At 66.7% G+C, this 20,743-nt stretch carries 17 protein-coding genes; 5 read left to right on the top strand and 12 right to left on the bottom strand.

The genetic code is table 11. From position 1 onward, the window contains the following. Positions 1 to 95: 95 nt before the first annotated feature. From pflB to BFAL_RS01100, 4 genes are all read right to left on the bottom strand, one after another. On the bottom strand, positions 96 to 2,471 hold the full coding sequence (gene pflB / locus BFAL_RS01115; protein WP_055426619.1) for a formate C-acetyltransferase: 2,376 nt from the start codon (positions 2,469 to 2,471) through the stop codon (positions 96 to 98). A 112-nt stretch (positions 2,472 to 2,583) separates the two neighbouring features. Beyond that, complete coding sequence (locus tag BFAL_RS01110; protein WP_055426618.1) at positions 2,584 to 2,790, bottom strand: hypothetical protein; 207 nt, start codon at positions 2,788 to 2,790, stop codon at positions 2,584 to 2,586. A 48-nt stretch (positions 2,791 to 2,838) separates the two neighbouring features. Then, entirely contained in the window at positions 2,839 to 4,539 is a 1,701-nt protein-coding gene (locus BFAL_RS01105; RefSeq protein ID WP_055426617.1) for an NAD+ synthase, read from the bottom strand. A gap of 65 nt (positions 4,540 to 4,604) precedes the next feature. Further along, positions 4,605 to 5,765, bottom strand: a complete 1,161-nt coding sequence (locus BFAL_RS01100) for a M20 metallopeptidase family protein (protein ID WP_055426616.1) — start codon at positions 5,763 to 5,765, stop codon at positions 4,605 to 4,607. Positions 5,766 to 5,850: 85 nt separating this feature from the next. On the opposite strand from BFAL_RS01100, the gene BFAL_RS01095 reads away from it, so the two are divergent. Continuing rightward, positions 5,851 to 6,660, top strand: a complete 810-nt coding sequence (locus tag BFAL_RS01095; RefSeq protein ID WP_174514752.1) for a Cof-type HAD-IIB family hydrolase — start codon at positions 5,851 to 5,853, stop codon at positions 6,658 to 6,660. 103 nt (positions 6,661 to 6,763) lie between these two features. Here the strand turns inward: BFAL_RS01095 and BFAL_RS01090 are convergent, their stop codons facing one another. The 7 genes from BFAL_RS01090 to BFAL_RS01060 form a co-directional block, all read right to left on the bottom strand. Next, on the bottom strand, positions 6,764 to 7,303 hold the full coding sequence (locus tag BFAL_RS01090) for a peptidylprolyl isomerase (RefSeq protein ID WP_055426614.1): 540 nt from the start codon (positions 7,301 to 7,303) through the stop codon (positions 6,764 to 6,766). A gap of 132 nt (positions 7,304 to 7,435) precedes the next feature. Then, entirely contained in the window at positions 7,436 to 8,116 is a 681-nt protein-coding gene (locus BFAL_RS01085) for a methionine ABC transporter permease (RefSeq protein WP_055426613.1), read from the bottom strand. Between the two features lie 2 nt (positions 8,117 to 8,118). Beyond that, the gene (locus BFAL_RS01080) at positions 8,119 to 8,937 is read right to left on the bottom strand and encodes a methionine ABC transporter ATP-binding protein (protein ID WP_055426612.1); all 819 of its coding nucleotides are present in this window, start codon (positions 8,935 to 8,937) and stop codon (positions 8,119 to 8,121) included. 182 nt (positions 8,938 to 9,119) lie between these two features. Beyond that, entirely contained in the window at positions 9,120 to 9,959 is an 840-nt protein-coding gene (locus tag BFAL_RS01075; protein WP_055426611.1) for a MetQ/NlpA family ABC transporter substrate-binding protein, read from the bottom strand. 146 nt (positions 9,960 to 10,105) lie between these two features. Beyond that, complete coding sequence (locus tag BFAL_RS01070) at positions 10,106 to 12,436, bottom strand: RelA/SpoT family protein (RefSeq protein ID WP_055426610.1); 2,331 nt, start codon at positions 12,434 to 12,436, stop codon at positions 10,106 to 10,108. Positions 12,437 to 12,528: 92 nt separating this feature from the next. After that, the gene (gene dut / locus BFAL_RS01065; protein WP_055426609.1) at positions 12,529 to 13,011 is read right to left on the bottom strand and encodes a dUTP diphosphatase; all 483 of its coding nucleotides are present in this window, start codon (positions 13,009 to 13,011) and stop codon (positions 12,529 to 12,531) included. After that, positions 13,011 to 13,304, bottom strand: coding sequence for a DUF4193 domain-containing protein (locus BFAL_RS01060; protein ID WP_055426608.1), 294 nt, complete (start codon positions 13,302 to 13,304; stop codon positions 13,011 to 13,013). Before BFAL_RS01060 ends, dut begins: the two co-directional genes overlap by 1 nt. Before the next feature lie 155 nt (positions 13,305 to 13,459). Between BFAL_RS01060 and sepH the strand changes: the two genes are divergently transcribed. Next, entirely contained in the window at positions 13,460 to 14,578 is a 1,119-nt protein-coding gene (gene sepH / locus BFAL_RS01055; protein WP_055426607.1) for a septation protein SepH, read from the top strand. Between the two features lie 54 nt (positions 14,579 to 14,632). Here the strand turns inward: sepH and BFAL_RS01050 are convergent, their stop codons facing one another. Beyond that, a complete protein-coding gene (locus BFAL_RS01050; protein ID WP_055426606.1) occupies positions 14,633 to 15,913 on the bottom strand; it encodes an alkaline phosphatase family protein in 1,281 nt (426 codons plus the stop codon). A gap of 96 nt (positions 15,914 to 16,009) precedes the next feature. Between BFAL_RS01050 and BFAL_RS01045 the strand changes: the two genes are divergently transcribed. The 3 genes from BFAL_RS01045 (at position 16,010) to BFAL_RS01035 (ending at position 20,670) form a co-directional block, all read left to right on the top strand. Next, on the top strand, positions 16,010 to 18,688 hold the full coding sequence (locus BFAL_RS01045) for a DNA gyrase/topoisomerase IV subunit A (RefSeq protein WP_055426605.1): 2,679 nt from the start codon (positions 16,010 to 16,012) through the stop codon (positions 18,686 to 18,688). 981 nt (positions 18,689 to 19,669) lie between these two features. Then, entirely contained in the window at positions 19,670 to 20,332 is a 663-nt protein-coding gene (locus BFAL_RS01040; protein WP_152973453.1) for a hypothetical protein, read from the top strand. Then, positions 20,329 to 20,670, top strand: coding sequence for a transcriptional regulator (locus tag BFAL_RS01035; RefSeq protein WP_055426603.1), 342 nt, complete (start codon positions 20,329 to 20,331; stop codon positions 20,668 to 20,670). The genes BFAL_RS01040 and BFAL_RS01035 overlap by 4 nt, the downstream gene beginning before the upstream one ends. The last annotated feature ends 73 nt before the right edge of the window (positions 20,671 to 20,743 follow it).

Here is a 20,743-nt window from a genome sequence, read left to right as displayed (position 1 = left end):
GCGGCTCGAAGCCGTCATCGAAGAAGGGGTGGGACGAATCCCACCCCTTCGGTTCGTTCTACCGCGTTACGCGGTCATGTTCGGCTGATGGGCGATCAGTCGGTGACGGCACCCTGGTGGAAGGTGCGGGAGATGACATCGAGCTGCTGCTCCTTGGTGAGCTTGACGAAGTTCACCGCGTAGCCGGAGACGCGCACGGTCAGGTGCGGGTACTTCTCCGGGTGCTCGACGGCGTCCTCCATGGTCTCCTTGCGCAGGACGTTGATGTTCGCGTGGTAGAGGCCGTGGCCGTTGCCGGCGTCGAGGATGCCGACCAGGTTGCCGATGCGCTCGTCCTCGTCGCGGCCGAGACCATCGGGGGTGATGGTGTTGGTCAGCGAGATGCCGTCAAGCGCGTCGTTGTAGTCGATCTTGCCGACGGAGAACATGGACGGCAGCATGCCGTGGGAGTCCATGCCGTTCTCCGGGTTGGCGCCCGGGGCGTACGGGGTGCCCTTCTTGTGGCCGGACGGGAAGGAACCGGTGTTCTTGCCGTACTCCACGTTGGAGGTGATCGTCAGGATGGACTGGGTCGGGACGGCGCCGCGGTAGACCGGCAGACGCTTGACCTGGCCCATGACCGTGGAGACGACCCACTTGGCGATGTCGTCGGCGCGGTCGTCGTCGTTGCCGTAGATCGGGAACTCGCCCTCGGTGCGGTAGCCGACGACCAGGTCGTCGTCCGCGCCCTCGACGTACTCGTACTCGTGGCCTTCGAGGGTCTTGGCCTCGGCGTTGGTGATCGGGTACACCTTGGCGTACTTGATCGCGGCGAGGGAGTCGGCGGCGATGGACAGACCGGACATGCCGCAACCCAGGGTGCGGTACACCTCCTTGTCGTGCAGGGCCATCTCGATGGACTCGTACGCGTACTTATCGTGCATGTAGTGGATGATGTTCAGCGCCATGACGTAGGTCTCGGACAGCCACTCGAGGGCCTTCTCGTAGTTGTTCTTGACCTTCTCGTAGTCGAGGGTGCCGTCGGCCTCCGGGGCGATCGGCTCGATGACGCCCTTGTCGATGACCTGCATGCCGGTCATCTCGTCACGGCCGCCGTTGATGGCGTACAGCAGGGCCTTGGCGGAGTTCACGCGGGCGGCGAAGAACTGCATCTGCTTGCCGACTCGCATCGGGGAGACGCAGCACGCGATGGCGGCGTCGTCGCCCCAGTGGCCGCGGATCTCACGATCGGACTCGTACTGGATGGCGGAGGTGTCGATGGAGATCTTGGCGCAGAAGCGCTTGTAGCCTTCGGGCAGCTTCGGATCCCAGAAGATGGTGATGTTCGGCTCCGGGCCGGGGCCGAGGTGCTCGAGGGTCAGCGTGTTGAGCAGACGGAACGAGGTCTTGGTGACCAGCGGACGGCCGTCGTCGCCGAAGCCGGCGTCGGACCAGGTCGCCCAGTACGGGTCGCCGGAGAAGATGTTGTCGTAGTCCTTGGTGCGCAGGAAGCGGACGATGCGCAGCTTCATGACGATGTTGTCGATGAGCTCCTGGGCGTCGGTCTCGTTGATCTTGCCGGCCTCGAGGTCACGCTGGATGTAGCAGTCGAGGAAGGCGGAGTTGCGGCCGAAGGACATGGCGGCGCCGTCCTGGGACTTGATGGAGGCGAGGTAGCCCATGTAGGTCCACTGCACGGCTTCCTGAGCGGTCTGGGCCGGACGGGTCAGGTCGAGGCCGTACTCGTTGCCCAGGTTGATGAGCTGCTTGAGGGCCTTGATCTGCTCGTCGTGCTCCTCGCGGAAGCGAATCCAGTGCTCGATCTCCGGCTCGGTGAAGTCGTTGCGGTACGGCACGGAGTCCTTGTCGCGCTTCTTGAAGGCGATGAGCTTGTTCACGCCGTACAGCGCGACGCGACGGTAGTCGCCGATGATGCGGCCGCGGCCGTAGGCGTCCGGCAGACCGGTGAGGATCTTGTTGTGGCGGGCGATCTTGATCTGCTTGGTGTACACGCCGAAGACGCCGTCGTTGTGGGTCTTGCGGTACTTGGTGAAGATCTTCTTGATCTCCGGATCCGGCTCCTTGCCGGCCTCGCGGATGGCCTGCTCGACCATGCGCCAGCCGCCGTTCGGCATCATCGCGCGCTTGCAGGGGACGTCGGTCTGGAGACCCACGATGACGTTGTCGACCTCCGGGGAGTCGATGTAGCCCGCGGGGAAGGCGTCGATGCCGGCCGGGGTGTGGGTGTCCACGTCGTAGACGCGCTGCTTGCGCTCGACGGACAGGTAGTTGTCGTCGAGGTACTGCCACAGGTGCTTGGTCTTCTCGGTGGCCGGAGCGAGGAACGACTCATCGCCCTCGTACGGGGTGTAGTTCTTCTGGATGAAGTCGCGAACGTCGATGTCCTTCTGCCAGTTGCCGCCCTCGAAGCCGTCCCACGCCTTGGCGTCGAGCTCCTCCTGGGTCAGCGCAGCGGATTCAACAGCTGTCATTTCCACTCCTTGGTGTTGTACTTGCGACGCACCTTCGTCGTCGTTGGTTCCCAGTGTAACGGTTCGAGACTGGGAACCAACGTAAAATCGACGTGAACTATCTCACATTTCGTTATCGTTCACGCGGACGATCCCAATTGAGGTTCCACTGCCGATCCTGCTCCTTCCACAGCGTCTCCCTGTCCTGGAAGATCTTCCAGGCGTCCAGGGCGTCCTCACGGGACTTGTACGGCCCCATGCGCTGCTCGATCGGGGACTGCGGCCCCTGCTCGGGCTTGCCCGTGACCATGTTGAAATACCACCGTGTGTCCTTCGCCATGTCTTCCCCTTTCCGCGAAATCCACGAACGCAGTGCAACGCCTCCGGGCTACTCCCGGAACGCGTTGGTGATCGGCAGACGACGGTCCCTGCCGAACGCGAGGGCGGTGACCTTCGGCCCCAGCGGGTACTGGCGGCGCTTCCATTCGGCGCGGTCCACGAGCCGCATCACCGTATCGACGGTCTTCTCGTCGAAACCGTCCGCGAGCAGGTCGGCGCGCCCGTGCGCATGCTCGATGTACGCGGCGAGCACCTTGTCGAGCAGCGCGTATTCGGGCAGCGAATCGGAATCCTTCTGGCCGGGGCGCAGCTCGGCCGAGGGCGCCTTCTCGATGGAGGCGACGGGAATCATCACGCCGTCCTTCAGCGGCGTGCCGGCATCGCCCCTCTCGTTGCCCACGATCCTCAGGCCGCCGATGCCGACGCCTGCGGCGGCGGCTTTGTTGCGCCAGCGGGCGAGCTCCCACACGCGCGTCTTGAGCAGGTCCTTGATGGGCGCATATCCGCCGACCGCGTCGCCGTAGATCGTCGAATAGCCGCACGCGAGCTCGCTCTTGTTGCCGGTGGCGACGGCGAGCAGCCCCTTGGAGTTCGAATACGCCATGACGATGACGCCGCGGATGCGCGCCTGGAGGTTCTCCGCGGCCACGCCGTCCAGATGCAGCTGGTTCTGGTAGGCGTCGAACAGCGGCTCGATGGGCTGCACGTCGTAGTGCGCGCCGATGTTGGCGGCGAGATCGGCCGCGTCGTCCTTCGAACCGTCGGAGGAGTACATGGAGGGCATGGAGATGCCGTGCACGTTGGCGCCGCCGACCGCGTCGGCCGCCATCGCGGCGACGAGCGCGGAGTCGATGCCGCCCGACAGGCCGAGCGTGACGCCCGTGAACCGGTTCTTGGCCATGTAGTCCTTCAGTCCGAGCACGCAGGCGGTGTACACCTCCTCGTCCGGGTCCGGCAACGGCGCGATGGTCGACTTGGCCTGATGCACCTTGCCGGTGTCGAGCGTCCAGAAGGAGAGATCCTCCATGAACATCGGGCTGCGTTCGACGAGCGTGCCGTCGGATTCGACGACGAAGCTGCCGCCGTCGAAGACGAGGTCGTCCTGCCCGCCCACCTGGTTGAGGTAGATGAGCGGCGCCCCCACCTCCGCCGCGCGGCGCTTCGCCAGGTCGAGACGCACGTCGCCCTTGCCCTCCTCGTACGGGGAGCCGTTGATGGTGACGAGCGCGTCGATGTCGCGGCCCGCGAGTTCGGCGACGGGGCCGCCGTCCTGCCAGATGTCCTCGCAGATGGCGACGCCGAGACGGGCGCCGTCCACGTCGAGCACGACGGAGCGGTCGCCCGCCTTGAAGATGCGGAATTCGTCGAACACGCCGTAGTTGGGCAGGAAGTGCTTGTCGTAGCCGGCCCAGACGACGCCGTCATGCAGGACGACGAGACGGTTGTACGGCTTGTCGGTGGCGCGGTCGGTGCCGACGGTGCCGACCACCACGTACAGGTCGCGCAGCCCCGCCTTCCTCAGGTCGGCGGCGAGGTCGTTCGCCGTGTCCCACGCGGCCTGGCGGAACGTGCGGCGCAGGGCGAGGTCCTCGATCGGGTAGCCGGTGAGCGTCATCTCCGGGAAGACGACGACCTTGGCGGAGCCTTCCTCGGCGGCCCTGCGGCTGAAGTCGAGCACCTTGGCGGCATTGCCGGCGAGGTCGCCGACGCAGGTGTCGATCTGTGCGAGTGCGAAGCGAATCTGTGTCATGGTCCCCTATCCTAATCCCTTCGCCGTGGCGCACGCGGTTTTCCGACATGTGCGCCACGGACGCGTCACCGGCCGGCGGCGAGCTCCCCGAGCACGCGCAATGCGGCCTTCTCGTAGAAGTCGACGAACGTCGGGATGGAGGCGTCGAGCCCGACGAAACGCGGGCTGTGCCAATCGGCGCAACCTTGCGCGCCGTTCGAGCCGATGAACGCGAACACGGTGCGTGTCACGTCGGCGAACTCGCAGAAGTCCTCCCCCGCCATCGACGGGCGTATCGGCTCGAGCTCGCCGTAGCCGGGCACGTCGGCGGCGACGGCGCGGGCGAGCGACGCGTCGGAGACGACCGGATCCTGGAAGTCGTCCCACTCGACGTCCGCGGTAATGCCGAACGCCTCGGCGGTGTGCGCGACGATCGCCCGGAAGCGGCGCTCGGCGAGCAGGCTGTCCTCCTTGTGGAAGTAGCGCACGGTGCCCTGGAACCCGGCCTCGGCGGGCACGACGTTCCACACGCGGCCGCCGTGCACTTCGGTGACGGACAGGACGAGCGGGTGCAGGGCGGAGATGTTGCGGCTGACGATGGTCTGCAGTTCGAGCACCATGGACGCCATCGCCTCGATGGGGCCGGTGCCCTTGTGCGGGTACCCGGCATGCGTGCCCTCGGCGTGCAGCGTGACCTGGAAACGCACGCAGCCGGCCATCATCGGATCGGCGCCGACGGCGACCTGACCGGGCGCGTAGTTCGGATTGTTGTGCGTGCCGATGATCGCGTCCACGTCGTCGAGAAGCCCGGCCCCGATCATCGCGAACGCACCCTGACCGGTCTCCTCGCTCGGCTGGAAGAGGATCTTGACGGAACCGGCGAACCGGTCGCGGCGGGCGGCGAGCCGGAACGCGGCGCCCAGCAGGCCGGTCATGTGCAGGTCGTGCCCGCAGCCGTGCATGACGCCCGTGTTGACGGAGGCGAACGGCAGCCCGGTGTCCTCGACGATGGGCAGGCCGTCGATGTCGGCGCGCAACGCCACGCGAGGCCCCGGCCCTCCCCCGCCGCGGATGAGGCCGACCACGCCGGTCTCCAGCGGATTGTCGAGGATCTCGATGCCGTGCGCCTTCAGCTGGTCGGCGAGGTAGATGCTGGTGTCGTATTCCTTGAAGCTGCGCTCGGGGTGTGCATGCAGGTAGTGGCGGATGCCCACGAGTTCCGGGTCCGGTTCGATGTTCTCGGTCATGCCTTCACAGTACGCCTTCGCTTTGTACACTGGAATGCATGGCCCAATTATGGGAACGCGCATGAAGTATGAAGTGGAGGTCTCCATGGCAGCTACGGGTCCGGACATCAAGGCCGTGTTCTTCGACATCGACGGCACGTTGACGAGCTTCGTGACGCACAGCGTGCCGCAGTCGACCATCGACGCGCTCCACATGCTGCAGGCGAAGGGCGTGAAGGTGTTCATCTGCACCGGTCGCGCGCCCAGCCACATGACGGTCGTGCTCGACATGATCCCGGTCACGTTCGACGGCATCGTGGGCCTCAACGGCCAGTATTGCGTCGACGATCACGGGTTCCTCGAGAAGGAGCCGCTCGACGCGGACGACATCCGCACGGTCGTCGCATGGCTCGACGCACATCCGGACGTGGTGGCGAACTTCTGCGAATCCGATTACGTGTACTTCAACCAGGTGACCGAACCGATGCGCGCCACGTGGCGCCAGCTCGGCAAGACCGCGCCGCAGGTGTTCACCGACGACCCGCACACGCGCCCGGCGAGCCACGAGACGTTCCAGATCAGTCCGTACATCGACGAGGCGCAGCAGGCGGAGCTCACGGCGCTGTGCCGCAACATCCAGGGCGTGCGGTGGCATCCGGACTTCGTCGACCTCATTCCGGCGGACGGCGGCAAGCCGCAGGGCATGCGGCGCTTCATGCGGCATTACGGATGGACGCGCGACGAGGTGATGGCGTTCGGCGACGGCGGCAACGACGAGACGATGCTTCGGTTCGCCGGCATCGGCGTGGCGATGGGCAACGCGACCGAGGGTCCGAAGGCGGCCGCCGACTATGTCACCGACGACGTCGACCATGACGGCGTGATGAACGCGTTGAGGCATTTCGGCGTGCTGTGACGGCCGGCGGATGCCACGGACGGATATACGGCAGGGGGCTCCCCTCAGGGAGCCCCCTGTCCACATGGTCACAGCACGACGGGTGCCGTCGATGCCCGGACGGTCACTCGACCACGTCGATGGAGGTGATCACGGCCGGTTCGGTCGGACGGTCCATCGGGTCGGTCGGCAGCGCCTCGAGCTTGTCGACGACGGCCTTGGACTCGTCGTCGGCGACCTCGCCGAAGATCGTGTGGTGGCCGTCGAGCCACGGGGTCGGCACGGTGGTGATGAAGAACTGGGAGCCGTTGGTGCCGTGCACCTGTCCGTCACGGCCGCGGCGCAGGCCGGCGTTCGCCATGGCGAGCAGGTACGGACGGTCGAACTTCAGGGACGGGTCGATCTCGTCGTCGAAGTCGTAGCCGGGGCCGCCGGTGCCGGTGCCGAGCGGGCAGCCGCCCTGGATCATGAAGTCCTTGATGATGCGGTGGAAGGTCAGGCCGTTGTAGAACTTGCCGTGGGAGGGCTGGCCGGTGTACGGATCCGCCCACTCCTTCTCGCCGGTGGCGAGGCCGAGGAAGTTCTTCACCGTTTCCGGGGCCTTGTCGTCGAACAGGTTGATGGTGATGTCACCTTCGGAGGTGTGCATGACAATGGTGCTCATTCGACTCACGATAACAACCCGCGCCGACCTCGCCCATGACGCGGACGGGTCCGACCGGCGCAATGCGCGCGGCCCGGCTCCTCGTGAGGGGATGGACGGGCCGCGCGCGGATGACGATGCCGGGAGACGCGGTCAGCGCGCGTGATGGTCGATGCGGCGCGCGAACCAGTCACCGAAGGACTGGATGATCTGCACGAGGATGACGCTCAGAATCACGGCGACGAGCATCACGTCGTATTCGTAGCGCTGGTAGCCGTAGCGGATGGCGATGTCGCCCAGACCGCCCGCGCCGACCGTGCCGGCCATCGCGGAGTAGCCGAACAGGTTGATGAACGTGATGGCCGCGCCGCGCACCAGCGAGGGCAGGCTCTCCACGAGCAGCACCTTGACGACGATCTGCCAGCCGTTCGCGCCGAAGCTCTGCGCCGCCTCGATCAGGCCGCCGTCCACTTCCGCGAGCGACTGCTCGACCATGCGCGCCACGAACGGCGCGGCGGAGATGACGAGCGGCACCATCGCGCCCTCGACGCCGAGCGACGTGCCGACGATGAGGCGCGTGAACGGGATGATCGCGACGAGCAGGATGATGAACGGGATGGAACGGCCGATGTTCACGATCCAGCCGAGCACGGTGTTGAGCGCGCGGTGCGGCCAGATCGATTTGGCGCCGGTGATGGTCAGCAGCACGCCGAGCGGCACGCCGAGCACGTAGGCGAGCAGCGTGGATACGCCGGTCATGATGAGCGTGTCGCGCGTGCCCTCGATGAGCAGCTCGCCGTAGTTGGCGATGAATTCGTTGATGGTCTGCCCCATGGTCAGCGCTCCTTCCCATCGTCTTCGGCGTCGGCGCTCCCGCCGACCGGCTTGCCGTCTTTGTCCTCGTCACGCCCGTTCTGCTCGTCGGCGCTGGCGATGAGCGCCTTGAGGATGTCGCTCTTCGGGTGGGCGAACAGTTCGGCGGTCTCCCCCATCTCGACGATGTCGCCGCCGTCGATCATCGCGACGCGGTCGCAGATGTTGCGGGCGACGGACAGCGAGTGGGTGATGACGACGAGCGTGACGCCGAGCTCGCGGTTGATGCGGCGCAGCAGGTCGAGGATCTGCACGGTGGTGGTGGAGTCGAGCGCGCTGGTCGCCTCGTCGCACAGCATGATCTTCGGCTCGTTGGCGAGGGCGCGCGCGATGGCGACGCGCTGCTGCTGGCCGCCGGACAGCTGGCTCGGGTACCGGTCGGCGAAGTCCTCGAGCCCGACGAGCCTGAGCAGCCGTTCGGCGCGCGCCACGCGCTGCGCCTTCGGCTTGCCGGCGAGTTCGAGCGGGAACGTGACGTTGCGCAGCACGGTGCGCTGCTGGAACAGGTTGAAGTTCTGGAAGATCATGCCGATCTTCGAACGCAGCTCCTTGAGCTCGCGCCCGGTGGCGCCCGTGATGTCCTGGCCGTCGATGAGGATCGTGCCGCCGGTGGGCCGTTCCAGCAGGTTGATGGTGCGCACCAGCGTGGACTTGCCGGCGCCGGACGAGCCGAGGATGCCGAACACCTCGCCGTCGCGGATGGTCAGGTTGATGTCGTGCAGCACCTCGTGCGCCTGCGCGCCGGTGCCGTAGCTTTTCTTCATATGCTCGAATTCGATCATCGAGTGTCCTTCATCAGGTGTCCTTGTCGTGTTTCCGTCACGGATGGGCGTCGGCCGGCGCGTGCGGCACCGGCGCGAAAACGCGGCAATGCCGCACGTGTGGGACTCGCCCGCGCCGTGCGGCATTGTATCGTACCGGCCGGAACCGGCCGATGGGTCGGGCGTCCGACTCGACGTGCCGATCAGAAGACCGGGACGACGGCGCCCTTGTAGTTGTCGTTGATGTAGTCGCGCACCTCGCTGGAGTTGAGGGCCTTCTTGAGTTCCTTGGTCTTGTCGGTGTTCTCGTTGCCCTCCTTGACGACCAGGATGTTCGCGTAGGTCTTGGCGGCCAGACCGTCGGCCTTCTCGAGCTGGAGAGCGTCCTTGGTGACGTCGAAGCCGGCCTGGATGGCGTAGTTGCCGTTGAGGGCGGCGATGTCGACGTCCTTGATGACGGTCGGCACGACGGCGGCCTCGAGCTCCTTGAACTGGAGGTTCTTCGGGTTGGAGGTGATGTCCTTCGGCGTGGAGTTGATGTCCTCGGGGTTCTTGAGCTTGATCAGGCCGGCGTCCTGCAGGAGCAGGAGGGCGCGGGCCTCGTTGGTGGCGTCGTTCGGCACGGCGACGACGGCGCCGTCCTGAAGGGCGTCGAGCGACTTGGTCTTGCCCGGGTACAGGCCGAACGGCTCGAAGTGGACGGTCTCGACGGAGACCAGGTGGGTGCCCTTCTCCTTGTTGAAGTTGTCGAGGTAGGGCTTGTGCTGGAAGTAGTTCGCGTCGACCTCGCCGTCCTCCGTGGCGGTGTTCGGCTGCACGTAGTCGGTGAACTCCTTGACCTCGAGCTTGTAGCCGTCCTTCTCCAGCAGCGGCTTGACGGCCTTGTTGAGGATCTCCGCGTGCGGGGTGGGGCTGGCGGCCACGGTGATGGTCTTGTCATCCTCCTTGCTGGCGGCGGTGGACGAGTTGCCGCAGGCGGACAGGCCGAGCGCGGCGATGGCGACGACCGCGAGGGCGGCCGCGGCGGACTTGGTGAAGCGCATGATGGTTTCCTCTCTCATTTCGAATCATCTGCGGTGGACGGCGCGTGCCGTCCCCGACGCTTTGCCACTATACAAACGATTGCCGCGCGCAACGCGGCCGCGTCATCGACGTTGCTTATAGCAGGCTCCCACGGGCGCCCACCGGATCACTGCATGCGGCGCAGTCGCGGTTCGGCGGAATCCTTCGCGCCGGTGATGCGGTACACGTCGAACACGCCGTCGATCTTGCGCACGGCGGCCAGCAGCGTGTTGAGATGCTGAGGATCAGCCATCTCGAAACTGAACTGGCTGGTGGCCACGCGGTCGGACCCGGTGGAGATCGAACCGGAGATGATGTTCACGCCATGGTCGGAGAGCACGCGCGTGACGTCGGAGAGCAGGTTGCGGCGGTCGAGCGCCTCCACCTGGATCTTCACCATGAACACGCCCTTGGTGCTGGTCCATTCCACTTCGACGACGCGTTCGGGCTGGCGGCGCTGCAGGTCGATCATGTTCTGGCAGTCGGTGCGGTGCACGGACACGCCCTGGTTGCGCGTGATGAATCCGACGATCTTGTCGCCGGGCACGGGCATGCAGCAGCGGGCGAGCTTGACCCACACGTCGCCCACGCCCTTGACCGACACGCCGGAGGAGCTGTTGGTCTTCTGGCGTCCTTCGACCGGCTTGAGCGGCAGCGCCTCCTGTTCGATCTCCTCGTCGACCTCGTCGGCTCCCGCGTCCTTGACGAGATGCGAGATGACGTTCTGCGTGGAGATCTGACCGTCGCCGATCGCGGCGAACAGACCGTCGGCGTTCGGGAAGTTGAGCTCGTCGGCCACGCCGATGAGCGCCTCGGGCGTCAGCAGCGTGTTGATGGGCAGGCTGCGCTTGCGCATGGCGCGCGTCAGCTCGTCGCGGCCCTCCTCGATGGCCTCGGAGCGGCGCTCCTTGGAGAACCATTGGCGGATCTTGTTGCGCGCCTTCGGGCTTTTCGCGAAGCTCAGCCAGTCGCGCGAGGGGCCTGCCGTGTCGGATTTGGAGGTGAGGATCTCGACGGTGTCGCCGTTCTCGAGCTTGGTGTCGAGCGGGACGAGACGCCCGTTGACGCGGGCGCCCATCGTGCGGTGGCCGACCTCGGTGTGGACCGCGTACGCGAAGTCGATGGGCGTGGCGGCCGCCGGCAGGGAGATGATCTTGCCCTTCGGCGTGAACACGTACACTTCGGCCGAGCCGAGATCCTCCTTGAGGGAGCCGAGGAACTCGTCGGAGTCCGGGGTCTCGGAGGTCCAGTCGGCGAGCTGCTGGATCCATTTGAGGTTGTCGGCCTCGCTGAGCTCCTGCGCTTCGGAGCCCTCGCGCTTGCGGTCGGATTTGTCCGGCGAGCTCAGAGCGCGGCCCGCCTGGCCGTTCTCCTTGTACTTCCAGTGCGCGGCGATGCCGAATTCGGCGCGGCGGTGCATGTCCCACGTGCGGATCTGGATCTCGACCGGCTTGCCGCCCGGGCCGACCACCGTGGTGTGCAGCGACTGGTACATGTTGAGCTTCGGCATCGCGATGTAGTCCTTGAACCGGCCGGGCACCGGGTTCCACCGCGCGTGCACGGCGCCGAGCGCCGCATAGCAGTCCTGGATCGAATCGACGATGATGCGCACGCCCACCAGATCGTAGATGTTGGCGAAATCATGCCCGCGCACGATCATCTTCTGGTAGATGGAGAAGTAGTCCTTCGGGCGGCCGGTGACGTACGCCTTGATGTGCTGCGCGTCGAGGTCCTCGTTGATCTCGGCGAGGATCTGCTTGAGGTACACGCTGCGCTGGCCGGCGCGACGGGCGACGAGCACGACGATCTCGTTGTAGATCTTCGGGTAGATGACCTTGAAGCTCAGCTCCTCGAGCTCGGTCTTGATGGCGTTCATGCCGAGGCGGTTGGCGAGCGGCGCGTACACGTCGAGCGTCTCGTGCGCCTTCTTGACGGCGCTGGAGGTCTTCACGTAGCGCCAGGTGCGCGCGTTGTGCACGCGGTCGGCGAGCTTGACGACGAGCACGCGCACGTCGCGGCTCATCGCGACCACCATCTTGCGGATGGTCTCGGCCTGCGCCGAATCCCCGTACTCCATCTTGCTGAGCTTGGTGACGCCGTCGACGAGGCCGGTGACGGTGTCGCCGAATTCGGCACGGCATTCGTCGAGCGTGTAGTCGGTGTCCTCGACGGTGTCGTGCAGCAGGCCGGCGGCCACGACGAGCGGCCCCATGCCCAGATCGGCGAGGATCTGCGCCACGGCGAGCGGATGGATGATGTACGGTTCGCCGGATTTGCGCCTTTGGGCCGAATGCTGGATGACCGCACGGCGGTAGGCGCGTTCGAGGATGGTCATGTCCTCGCCCGGGTGATGCATCCGGCATGCCTGCATGATCGGCAGCAACGGATTGATGGGGTCGGTGCTCACCTCGCAGCCCAGTTTGCGTGCGGAATCGAATTCCATGTCATCGCCCGCCATGGCGCACCTCCCTCTTCCTTGTGCGGATTTCCATCCTAACGCACGCCGATTCGTGCGTTCATCCTATCGCGCCGTACCGTGGCCGTACGGTGTCAGGCCACTCCCGTGGACCCGAAGCCGCGTTCCGCCCGGTCGGAGCCCGGAAGCACGTCCGCGGGGACGAACCGCGCCTCCACGTACCGTTGGATGACCAGCTGGGCGATGCGGTCGCCCACCTCGAAATGCGCCGTATGCTCCGGATCGAGGTTGATGAGCGGCACCTTGATCTCGCCGCGGTAGCCGGCGTCGATGGTGCCGGGGGCGTTGAGCACGGTCACGCCCTGCTTGGCGGCGAGACCGGAACGCGGGTGCACGAGACCCACGTACCCCGCCGGCAGCGCGATGGCCACGCCCGTGGAAACGAGGGCCCGCTGGAACGGTTTCAGGTCGAACGCCTCGGCGGCCCGCAGGTCCGCGCCCGCATCGCCGGCGTGCGCGTAGCACAGCTGCGCGAGTTCGGCGGGCTGTTCGGAGCTGACGGCCTTGACGAGAACCTCGGTGTTCTCGGGTTCGTTGTACGCGGGATCGAAGGCCATCAGGCGGCGCACTCCTGGCACACCGGCTGGCCGTCATCGGTCACATACGCGAGCTGGCTGCGGTGCTTGACGAGGAAGCACTCGGAGCAGATGAACTCGTCACCCTGCATCGGGATGACCGTCACGGAGGAGTCCTCGTTGCTCAGGTCAGCGCCCGGCAGCTCGTAGTCCTCGGCAATGGCGTTCTCGTCGTCGTCGATGTCGCTCGATGAGTTCTGCGAGCCCTTCCCCAAAGCCTGCAGCGATTCCTCGTCCTCATCCTTGTTGCGGGGGGAATCATAGTCCTGAGCCATCGCGATCCTTTCGTTGCGTCGGGCCCCTAGCGAATCGGACAGGCCCGAAGACTGGTTTACTCGCCCATAGAATACACGATTTCAAATACTCGTAAAGTTCGACACGTGGGGCATACTGTAATGAGTAGCAAGTTTTTGAGGAAAGTGGTGCGCGCATGCCTGACAATTCGCCTCGCGGAGCCCGTCTCGACCATGTCTCCGAAGCCGGCGACCTGGTGTTCGAAGCGGGCGGCGAACGCTTCGTCGTCACCGTGGACGACGCGCTGGAACGGGCCCTGCTCGAAGCCAAGCAGATCCGGTCCGAGACCATGAAGCGACGCCAGCCGCATACGGCGGACACGCTGCCCATCTCCCAGATCCAGCAGCTCATCCGCGCGGGCGCCGACCCACAGAAGGTGGCTGAACGCTACGGGCTCGCCGAGGCGCTGGTGCGCCGCTTCTCCGCTTCGGTGCAGACCGAGAAGCAGTATGCGATCGAACAGTTCAAGCGTGTGCCCGCGCCGAAGGAGAGCCGTCTGCGCACCCTTGAGGAGATCATCGACATGACGCTGCTCGCGGCGCGCGTCGACCGTTCCACGCTCTCGTGGTCGGCCACGCGGCGCCACCATGAGCCGTGGCACATCGTCGCGCGGTTCATGTCCGCGGGGCGCAAGGTGCATGCCGAATGGACGTGGGACATGCACGACAATTCGGTGGTCTGCCTCAACGCCGCGGCACGCAAGCTGATCGGCGAGCAGAGTCTGGGCGTGGGGCCCGGTTCCGGCGCCTCCGCCGCAGCCTCGGGCATCACTGGCGTTCCCGTGCCGGCGTCCGCGCAGCAGGCCGCGGCGGCTTCCGCCGACGCACGCGAATCGTTCCCCGTGAACCTCAGCGCCGCGTCGGGTTCGCCCAGCCCCGCTGCTCCGCCGCAGGTGGCGCTGCCGGCCCCGTCGCTGCCGGCCATGCGCCCCGAGGAGGATGCCGTCGCGCCCTCGTCCGCTCCCGCGGATCCCGCCGGCGCGACGACGACGGACGACATCCCCGTGTTCCGGCCGGCCGCCGGCGCTCCCGCCGCCTCCGCCGTTCCGGGCGGCGCCGCGGCCTCCGCCACGGCGGACGATCCGACGCGGTCCGACGCCGACACCCAAGGCGCGTCATCGGATGGGAACGCTCCGGCCGCCGCCCCCACGGGCGTTGACGAGGGACGGCCGCGCACCGAGCGCGCCGAGGCGGCGCGGCGCCGTTCCGGCCGCTCCGCCGTGCCCAGCTGGGACGAGATCCTCTTCGGCGAGTGATCGCGCCTCACCGCATGGCACCTGACGGCGCGGCGGATGCCGCGGTCCGCGGCGTCAGGCGATGTCGATGAGGCAGGGAATGTCCATCTCCAGCATGGTCTGCGAGCCGTGCACGCTCGGCAGGCGCGTGGCCTTGTCCGATTGGGTACGGCTGTCTACGAGCGTGACCTGGGCCCCGGCCTGCACGATCACGTCGCCCAGCATCGTCTCTACGCATTCGTCGACGGGCCCGAACAAACCGTCCCCGATCGCCTCGCGCTTCGTGCGCACCAGCGCACGCTCCCCCAGACGTGCGCGCCAACGCACGGCGACATCCGCCGGATCGACGTCCGTTCCGGTGTAGAGCATCAGGGCGCGGGGCTCTCCCCCGACCATGCGCACGTCTTGGGTGAGTTCAGGTTCGGCGGCGAGGTCGATGCGCTGCGCCGGGTCGGCGGTGACCATGCCGTGGTCGGCGACGACGACGATCAGCGTGCCCTTCGGCGCCTCCCGTCGCAGCAGCGCGAGCTGGGCGTCGATGCGCTCGAACGTGCCGACCCACTGTTCGGAATCCCAGCCGTGATTGTGCCCGACCTTGTCCGCGTCTCGGATGTACAGGTAGACCAGACCCGGTTCGCGCGCGGCCCGTGCGGCGGCGCGCACGCGGTCGTTCGGCGTGACGGCGGAGACGTACCGCCCGCCGCGCAGCGCCGCCTCGGTCAGCGGCGACCCCTTGAACTTCGCCAATCCCACGCTGGTGACGGGCACGCCTTGCGCGGCGAGGCGTTCGAACACGGTGGGCTCGCGCTGCAGCAGATGCGGATCGACGATGGGCTCGGCCGGCGCGCCCTGCCTGCGCGTCGTTCCGGGCGCGGGGGCGGGCGCGAGCGCGTCCTTGAACTGGATGAGCTGCATGAGCCGGCCCGAAGCGGGTTCCAGCTGCGTGTACCCGGCCATGCCGGTGACGCCCGGGCAGGTGCCGGTGCCGAACGTGGCCATCGCGGCCACGGTGGTGCTCGGCGCGCACGTGCAGATCGGACGCCGGTTGGCGCCGTCGCGCATCAGAGAGCGCAGGTACGGCGCGTGGCCGAGCCGCATGGCGAGATTCCAGTATCCGAGCCCGTCCACGAGCACGACGATCGCCGCACGCGCCTCGGGCAGTCCCAACGCCCCGCGCAGCGCCTGCGGGTCGTGGTGCACGCGCGTGGCCGTCGCATGGCCGATCGCGTCGGACACGGCCGGCAGCACGGACGACAGGTGCAGCGCGCCGCCGCGCCCCTCCCCCGCGTCGTCGCCGTACCGGGCCGTGGGAACGATGCGCAACAGGTCGTCCATCTCAGGCGTTTGCTCACTCATGCCTTCCCATAGTAGTTGCCTGCGACCGTAAGGGGCCCGTCCCGTGCGACCTGATAATATATTGCGGGTTTCAATCGTCTTCAGGGAGTCCGTCACATGGCATCACACCGCAAACCGGCAGCCGCCGCGTACGATCCGCGCACGGTGAAGGAGCACATCGTCGAAACGCCGTTGAACGAGGAGATGAGCAAATCGTTCCTCGAATACGCGTATTCGGTGATCTACGCGCGAGCGCTGCCGGACGCGCGCGACGGTCTGAAGCCGGTGCAGCGGCGCATCGTCTACCAGATGGGCCAGATGAGCCTCACGCCGGACCGTCCGTACATGAAGTCGGCGCGCGTCGTCGGCGAGGTGATGGGCAAGCTGCACCCGCACGGCGACTCCGCGATCTACGAGGCGATGGTTCGTCTCGCGCAGCCGTTCGCCATGCGCCTGCCGCTGGTGGACGGCCACGGCAACTTCGGTTCGTTGGACGACGGCCCCGCGGCCTCGCGATACACGGAGGCGAGGCTCGGCCCGGCGGCGCTCGCGATGAACGCGGGACTCGACGAGGACACGGTCGATTTCGTTCCCAACTACGACAACAAGCTCAAGGAACCGACGGTGCTGCCCTCGGCCATCCCGAACCTGCTGGTCAACGGCGGTTCGGGCATCGCGGTGGGCATGGCGACGAACATGGCCACGCACAATCTGGGCGAGGTCGTCGCCGCGGCGAAGCATCTCATGGCGCATCCGGAAGCCCCGCTCGAGGAGCTCATGCGCTACGTGCCGGGGCCGGACTGGCCGGGAGGCGGCATCGTGGTCGGTTTGGACGGCGTGCGCGAGGCGTACGCGACGGGCCGCGGCACGCTCACCACGCGCTCGAAGACGCACATCGAGAACGTGACGGCGCGCAAGAAGGCGATCGTCGTGACCGAACTGCCGTTCATGGTGGGACCGGAGCGCGTGCTGGAACGTATTTCGGAAGGCGTGAAGAACCGCAAGCTGGAGGGCATCAGCAGCGCCATCGACCTGACGGACCGTCATAACGGCACGCGCATCGTCATCGAGATCAAAACCGGCTACGACCCGAACGCGGTGCTCGCGCAGCTGTTCAAGCACACGCCGCTGCAGGATAACTTCACCATCAACAACGTGGCGCTGGTCGACGGCCGTCCGCGCACGATGGGATTGAAGGAACTGCTGCAGGTGTGGGTGGAGCATCGTCGCGTGGTGGTGCGCCGCCGCAGCGAATTCCGCCGCCGTAAGGCGCTGGAGCGTCTGCACCTGGTCGAGGGCCTGCTGCTCGCCATGGTCGACATCGACGAGGTGATCCAGGTGATCCGCACGTCCGACGACGCGGACACGGCGAAGAACCGGCTCATGGCCGTGTTCGACCTGGACGAGGTGCAGGCGCAGTACATCCTCGACCTGCGTCTGCGCAGACTGACGCGCATGAGCCGCATCGAACTGGAGGCGGAACGCGACGACCTCAAGAAGCGCATCGAGGAGCTCGAGCGCATCCTCTCCGCCGCCGCCGAACTGGACCGTGTGGTCGTGCGCGAGATGGACGAGACCGTCGAGCAGTACGGCACGCCGCGGCGCACGGTGCTGCTGGACGCAGGCCCGGACGGCTCGCTCACGCCGGTGAGCGCGAAGGGCGACGATTCGGCCGCCTCGCGTGAGGCGTTGGAGGCCGCGCGCGCCGCCGCGACCGTCTCCAACGCGGCCGCCGACGTGGCCGCCGCGACCGCCGCCGCGAAGAAGGCGGGCGAGGAGGCGCCGGTCGCCGCCGCACTGCAGATCGGCGATGAGCCCTGCGCGGTGATGATGAGCGCGACCGGGCTGATCGCGCGTACGTCGCCGAGCGCACTGGACGTGTACGCTTCGCGCACCGTCTCCGACCCGCGCACGGTCGACGATCAGATCACCGCGATCTTCCCGACGAGCACGCGCGCCACGTTCGCGCTCGTCACCTCGGCGGGCCGTCTCGTGCTCGCGCACGCGGTGGACCTGCCGTCGCTGCCCGCTTCGGAGACGTTGAGCCTCGCGGGCGGCGTGAAGGCCGACGAGCTGATCGGCATGACCGAAAGCACCGATCCGGTACCGGGCGAGCATGTGGTGGCGGCCTTCCCGATGGACCCGGCCGAGGAGGGCGGCACTCTGCCGCCGCTCGCGATCGGCACGCGCGGCGGCGTCGTGAAGCGCTGGAACCGCGAGGCGCCCACGACGATGGATTCGTGGCCGGTGATCGACCTCAAGGAGGGCGACGAGGTGCTGTTCGCCGCGCCGGCCGCCGACGACGACCGCATCGTGTTCGTCGCCTCCGACGCCTCGCTGCTCACGTTCGAGGCGAAGAACGTGCGTCCGCAGGGGCGCACAGCGGGCGGCATGGCCGGCATCCGTCTGGCCGAGGGCGCGCGCGTGCTCACGTTCAACGTGGTGCCCGCTGGCAAGGTCGCGTGGACGTACGAGGAGGGCGAGAACGGTCTGGCGTCCGCGTCCGGCGCGGTGGTGCTCACCGTCGCCGGCGACGAGGAGGCGCTGCCCGGCACGGAGAACGGCTCCGCGAAGGTGACGCCGCTGGAGATGTACCCGACGAAGGGCCGTGCGACCGGCGGCGTGCGCTCGCAACGCTTCCTCAAGGGGCAGAACACGCTGATCGCCGCGTATGTGGGTGCGTACCCGCTGCACGCCTCCACCGATTCGGGCGTGCCGGTCGACCTGCCGAAGCCGGACATGCGCCGCGACGGCTCCGGCACGGATCTCGCCGCCGCGATCGCGTACGTCGGGTGACCGGCGCGTTACGGCGCGAACGCACAGCGGATCGATCGCTGGGAATCGAACGTAAGACGGTACAAGCTCCCTCTGACGAGGGAGCTGTCGGCGAAACCGACTTGAGGGAGAGCGGAATGCGGCCTCACGGGCCGCGAAGGCGTCGCTTCGACTGCGGAAAAACAGTGCATAGACACCACTCGCTTCATTTAGCTACTTCATAATGCAACACACTGTGAACATGGTTCACAGTGACTTTTTGCGTTTGTGTATATGCGAGCCGCCGCCAGGTTGTGTGGAGCAGTGATGCTCCACACTCGTGCCAGAATCCGCATATACGTCACGTGTGGAGAGACCGCTCTCCATACTTCCGTCTCCCCTTCCTCGTCACGCATTGTGTGGAACGTTAGTGCTCCACACTACCTTCAGCAGATGCCCTGCAAGCCTCGTGTGGAGCATCGCTGCTCCACACGTCAAAACCTAATCCTTCGTGTGGAGCACCGGTGCTCCACACGTTGCGTTCAGACGGGTATCCGTGGCCTGTGTGGAGCGATAATGCTCCACACTTGCGCCAGAATCCGCATATGCGCCATGTGTGGGGAGACCGCTCTCCACACTTTCGTTTCTCCCTGCCCGTTACACATTGTGTGGAGCGATAAAGGACCCGCCACACACCCTGAAGAAGTCGGCAAAGCGCCGACGTGAGGCCGATTCTACCGGGGGCGGGTCCGACCGCCCTTTTCGCATTCCCATGTGATTCCCAGCCGCCATGCGCACGACATTGGGCCTCGCGCGGTTATATGAGGTAAGGCCGCAAGGCCGCATAACCGAATTCCTTCTTCCGCCCTCTCCTCTCTTCCCAAAGCCCGGCTCCCCGCCGGGCTTCATTTGCGACGCCCGGCGATGTCGAACGTTCGCCTGACACGCCGCGAGCCAAACTTGTTTCCATTATGGAAAGTGATATTGTTTTCCACAACGGAAACAAGTTTGGGAGGGGCCATTGTGATGCAGACGAAAGACAAGGAACACACGGCGCACGCCGTCTACAACGGACAAGACGATGCCGCGCGGAAGGCCACCGGAGCGATCGGCGCCACGACCACGGACGTCGAGGACGCCAAGGCCTTCCTCGACGTGCTGGACAAGGACCGAGGCGCGGTGGCGGACCGGATGGACGCCGGGTCGCGGGCACCGTACACCGCGCTCGGCGGCATCCTCGCGGCGGCGAACGCCGCGTTGTACTGGCTGATCGGATGGACGCTGTTCGGCGGGCACGGCGAGTTCACCATCGTCGACGTGTGGATCTGCCTCATCGTCGGCGCGCTGCTGACGGCCGTCCTCATCGGAGTGCTGACCCGCATCGAGCACGTCACCGGCATCGGCGTGTGGAACCGCAGACAGGTCTCCCCCGCCCCGCACGGAATGCGGAACAAACGGTACCGCGCGGCCTTCATCGTCTACACCGCATACAACTGGGTGGCCGTGCCGGGCGGCATGCTGCTGCTCGGCATGTTCTGCGCGCCTTGGTGGCCTGCGGCCATCGCGGTCCCCGCGTGCGCGTTGGTGGGCGCCGCGGTCTGCCACCGGTTTCTCAGCGAATACATGCGACTGATACGCGCGGGCTCCGGAGACATCGCGGAATCCGGGAACGGAGGCGCGGCATGACCGCATCCGACCCCCAGAGCGGACGCAACGCCCAGGACACGCCGGAACCCGTGTTCAACGAGATCATCCACGCGCCGGTCAGGCTGCGCATCTGCGGGCTGCTCGACACCTGCGAAACCATGCGGTTCGACGCGCTACGCGACACGATCGGCATAAGCGACGCCACCTGCTCCAAACATCTCAAGACGCTCGCGGACCACGGCTACGTGACGCTCGACAAGCGTTCCGGCGAAGGCGGCAAGGCGTACAAGGTCACGTGGGTGAAACTCACCGACGAGGGTGCCGCTGCATTCCGCGCACATGTGGCCGCACTGCGCGCCATCGTCGCGGGACAGTAGCCGCAGCCACAGCTCCGATGCCTCACCGAGCATCGCCTGTCCGGTAGTATGACGGAGCCGGTCGGAGCCCACA

The organism is Bifidobacterium aesculapii (assembly GCF_001417815.1).
Taxonomy (GTDB): domain Bacteria; phylum Actinomycetota; class Actinomycetes; order Actinomycetales; family Bifidobacteriaceae; genus Bifidobacterium; species Bifidobacterium aesculapii.
Note: the sequence above shows the minus strand (reverse complement) of the source record. Positions and strands in the feature narration are given on the sequence as shown.

Coding starts and splice junctions, on each gene's coding strand:
- pflB (WP_055426619.1), bottom strand. CDS start 2,471: ATGACAGCTGTTGAATCCGCTGCGCTGACCCAGGAGGAGCTCGACGCC.
- BFAL_RS01110 (WP_055426618.1), bottom strand. CDS start 2,790: ATGGCGAAGGACACACGGTGGTATTTCAACATGGTCACGGGCAAGCCC.
- BFAL_RS01105 (WP_055426617.1), bottom strand. CDS start 4,539: ATGACACAGATTCGCTTCGCACTCGCACAGATCGACACCTGCGTCGGC.
- BFAL_RS01100 (WP_055426616.1), bottom strand. CDS start 5,765: ATGACCGAGAACATCGAACCGGACCCGGAACTCGTGGGCATCCGCCAC.
- BFAL_RS01095 (WP_174514752.1), top strand. CDS start 5,851: ATGGCAGCTACGGGTCCGGACATCAAGGCCGTGTTCTTCGACATCGAC.
- BFAL_RS01090 (WP_055426614.1), bottom strand. CDS start 7,303: ATGAGCACCATTGTCATGCACACCTCCGAAGGTGACATCACCATCAAC.
- BFAL_RS01085 (WP_055426613.1), bottom strand. CDS start 8,116: ATGGGGCAGACCATCAACGAATTCATCGCCAACTACGGCGAGCTGCTC.
- BFAL_RS01080 (WP_055426612.1), bottom strand. CDS start 8,937: ATGATCGAATTCGAGCATATGAAGAAAAGCTACGGCACCGGCGCGCAG.
- BFAL_RS01075 (WP_055426611.1), bottom strand. CDS start 9,959: ATGCGCTTCACCAAGTCCGCCGCGGCCGCCCTCGCGGTCGTCGCCATC.
- BFAL_RS01070 (WP_055426610.1), bottom strand. CDS start 12,436: ATGGCGGGCGATGACATGGAATTCGATTCCGCACGCAAACTGGGCTGC.
- dut (WP_055426609.1), bottom strand. CDS start 13,011: ATGGCCTTCGATCCCGCGTACAACGAACCCGAGAACACCGAGGTTCTC.
- BFAL_RS01060 (WP_055426608.1), bottom strand. CDS start 13,304: ATGGCTCAGGACTATGATTCCCCCCGCAACAAGGATGAGGACGAGGAA.
- sepH (WP_055426607.1), top strand. CDS start 13,460: ATGCCTGACAATTCGCCTCGCGGAGCCCGTCTCGACCATGTCTCCGAA.
- BFAL_RS01050 (WP_055426606.1), bottom strand. CDS start 15,913: ATGAGTGAGCAAACGCCTGAGATGGACGACCTGTTGCGCATCGTTCCC.
- BFAL_RS01045 (WP_055426605.1), top strand. CDS start 16,010: ATGGCATCACACCGCAAACCGGCAGCCGCCGCGTACGATCCGCGCACG.
- BFAL_RS01035 (WP_055426603.1), top strand. CDS start 20,329: ATGACCGCATCCGACCCCCAGAGCGGACGCAACGCCCAGGACACGCCG.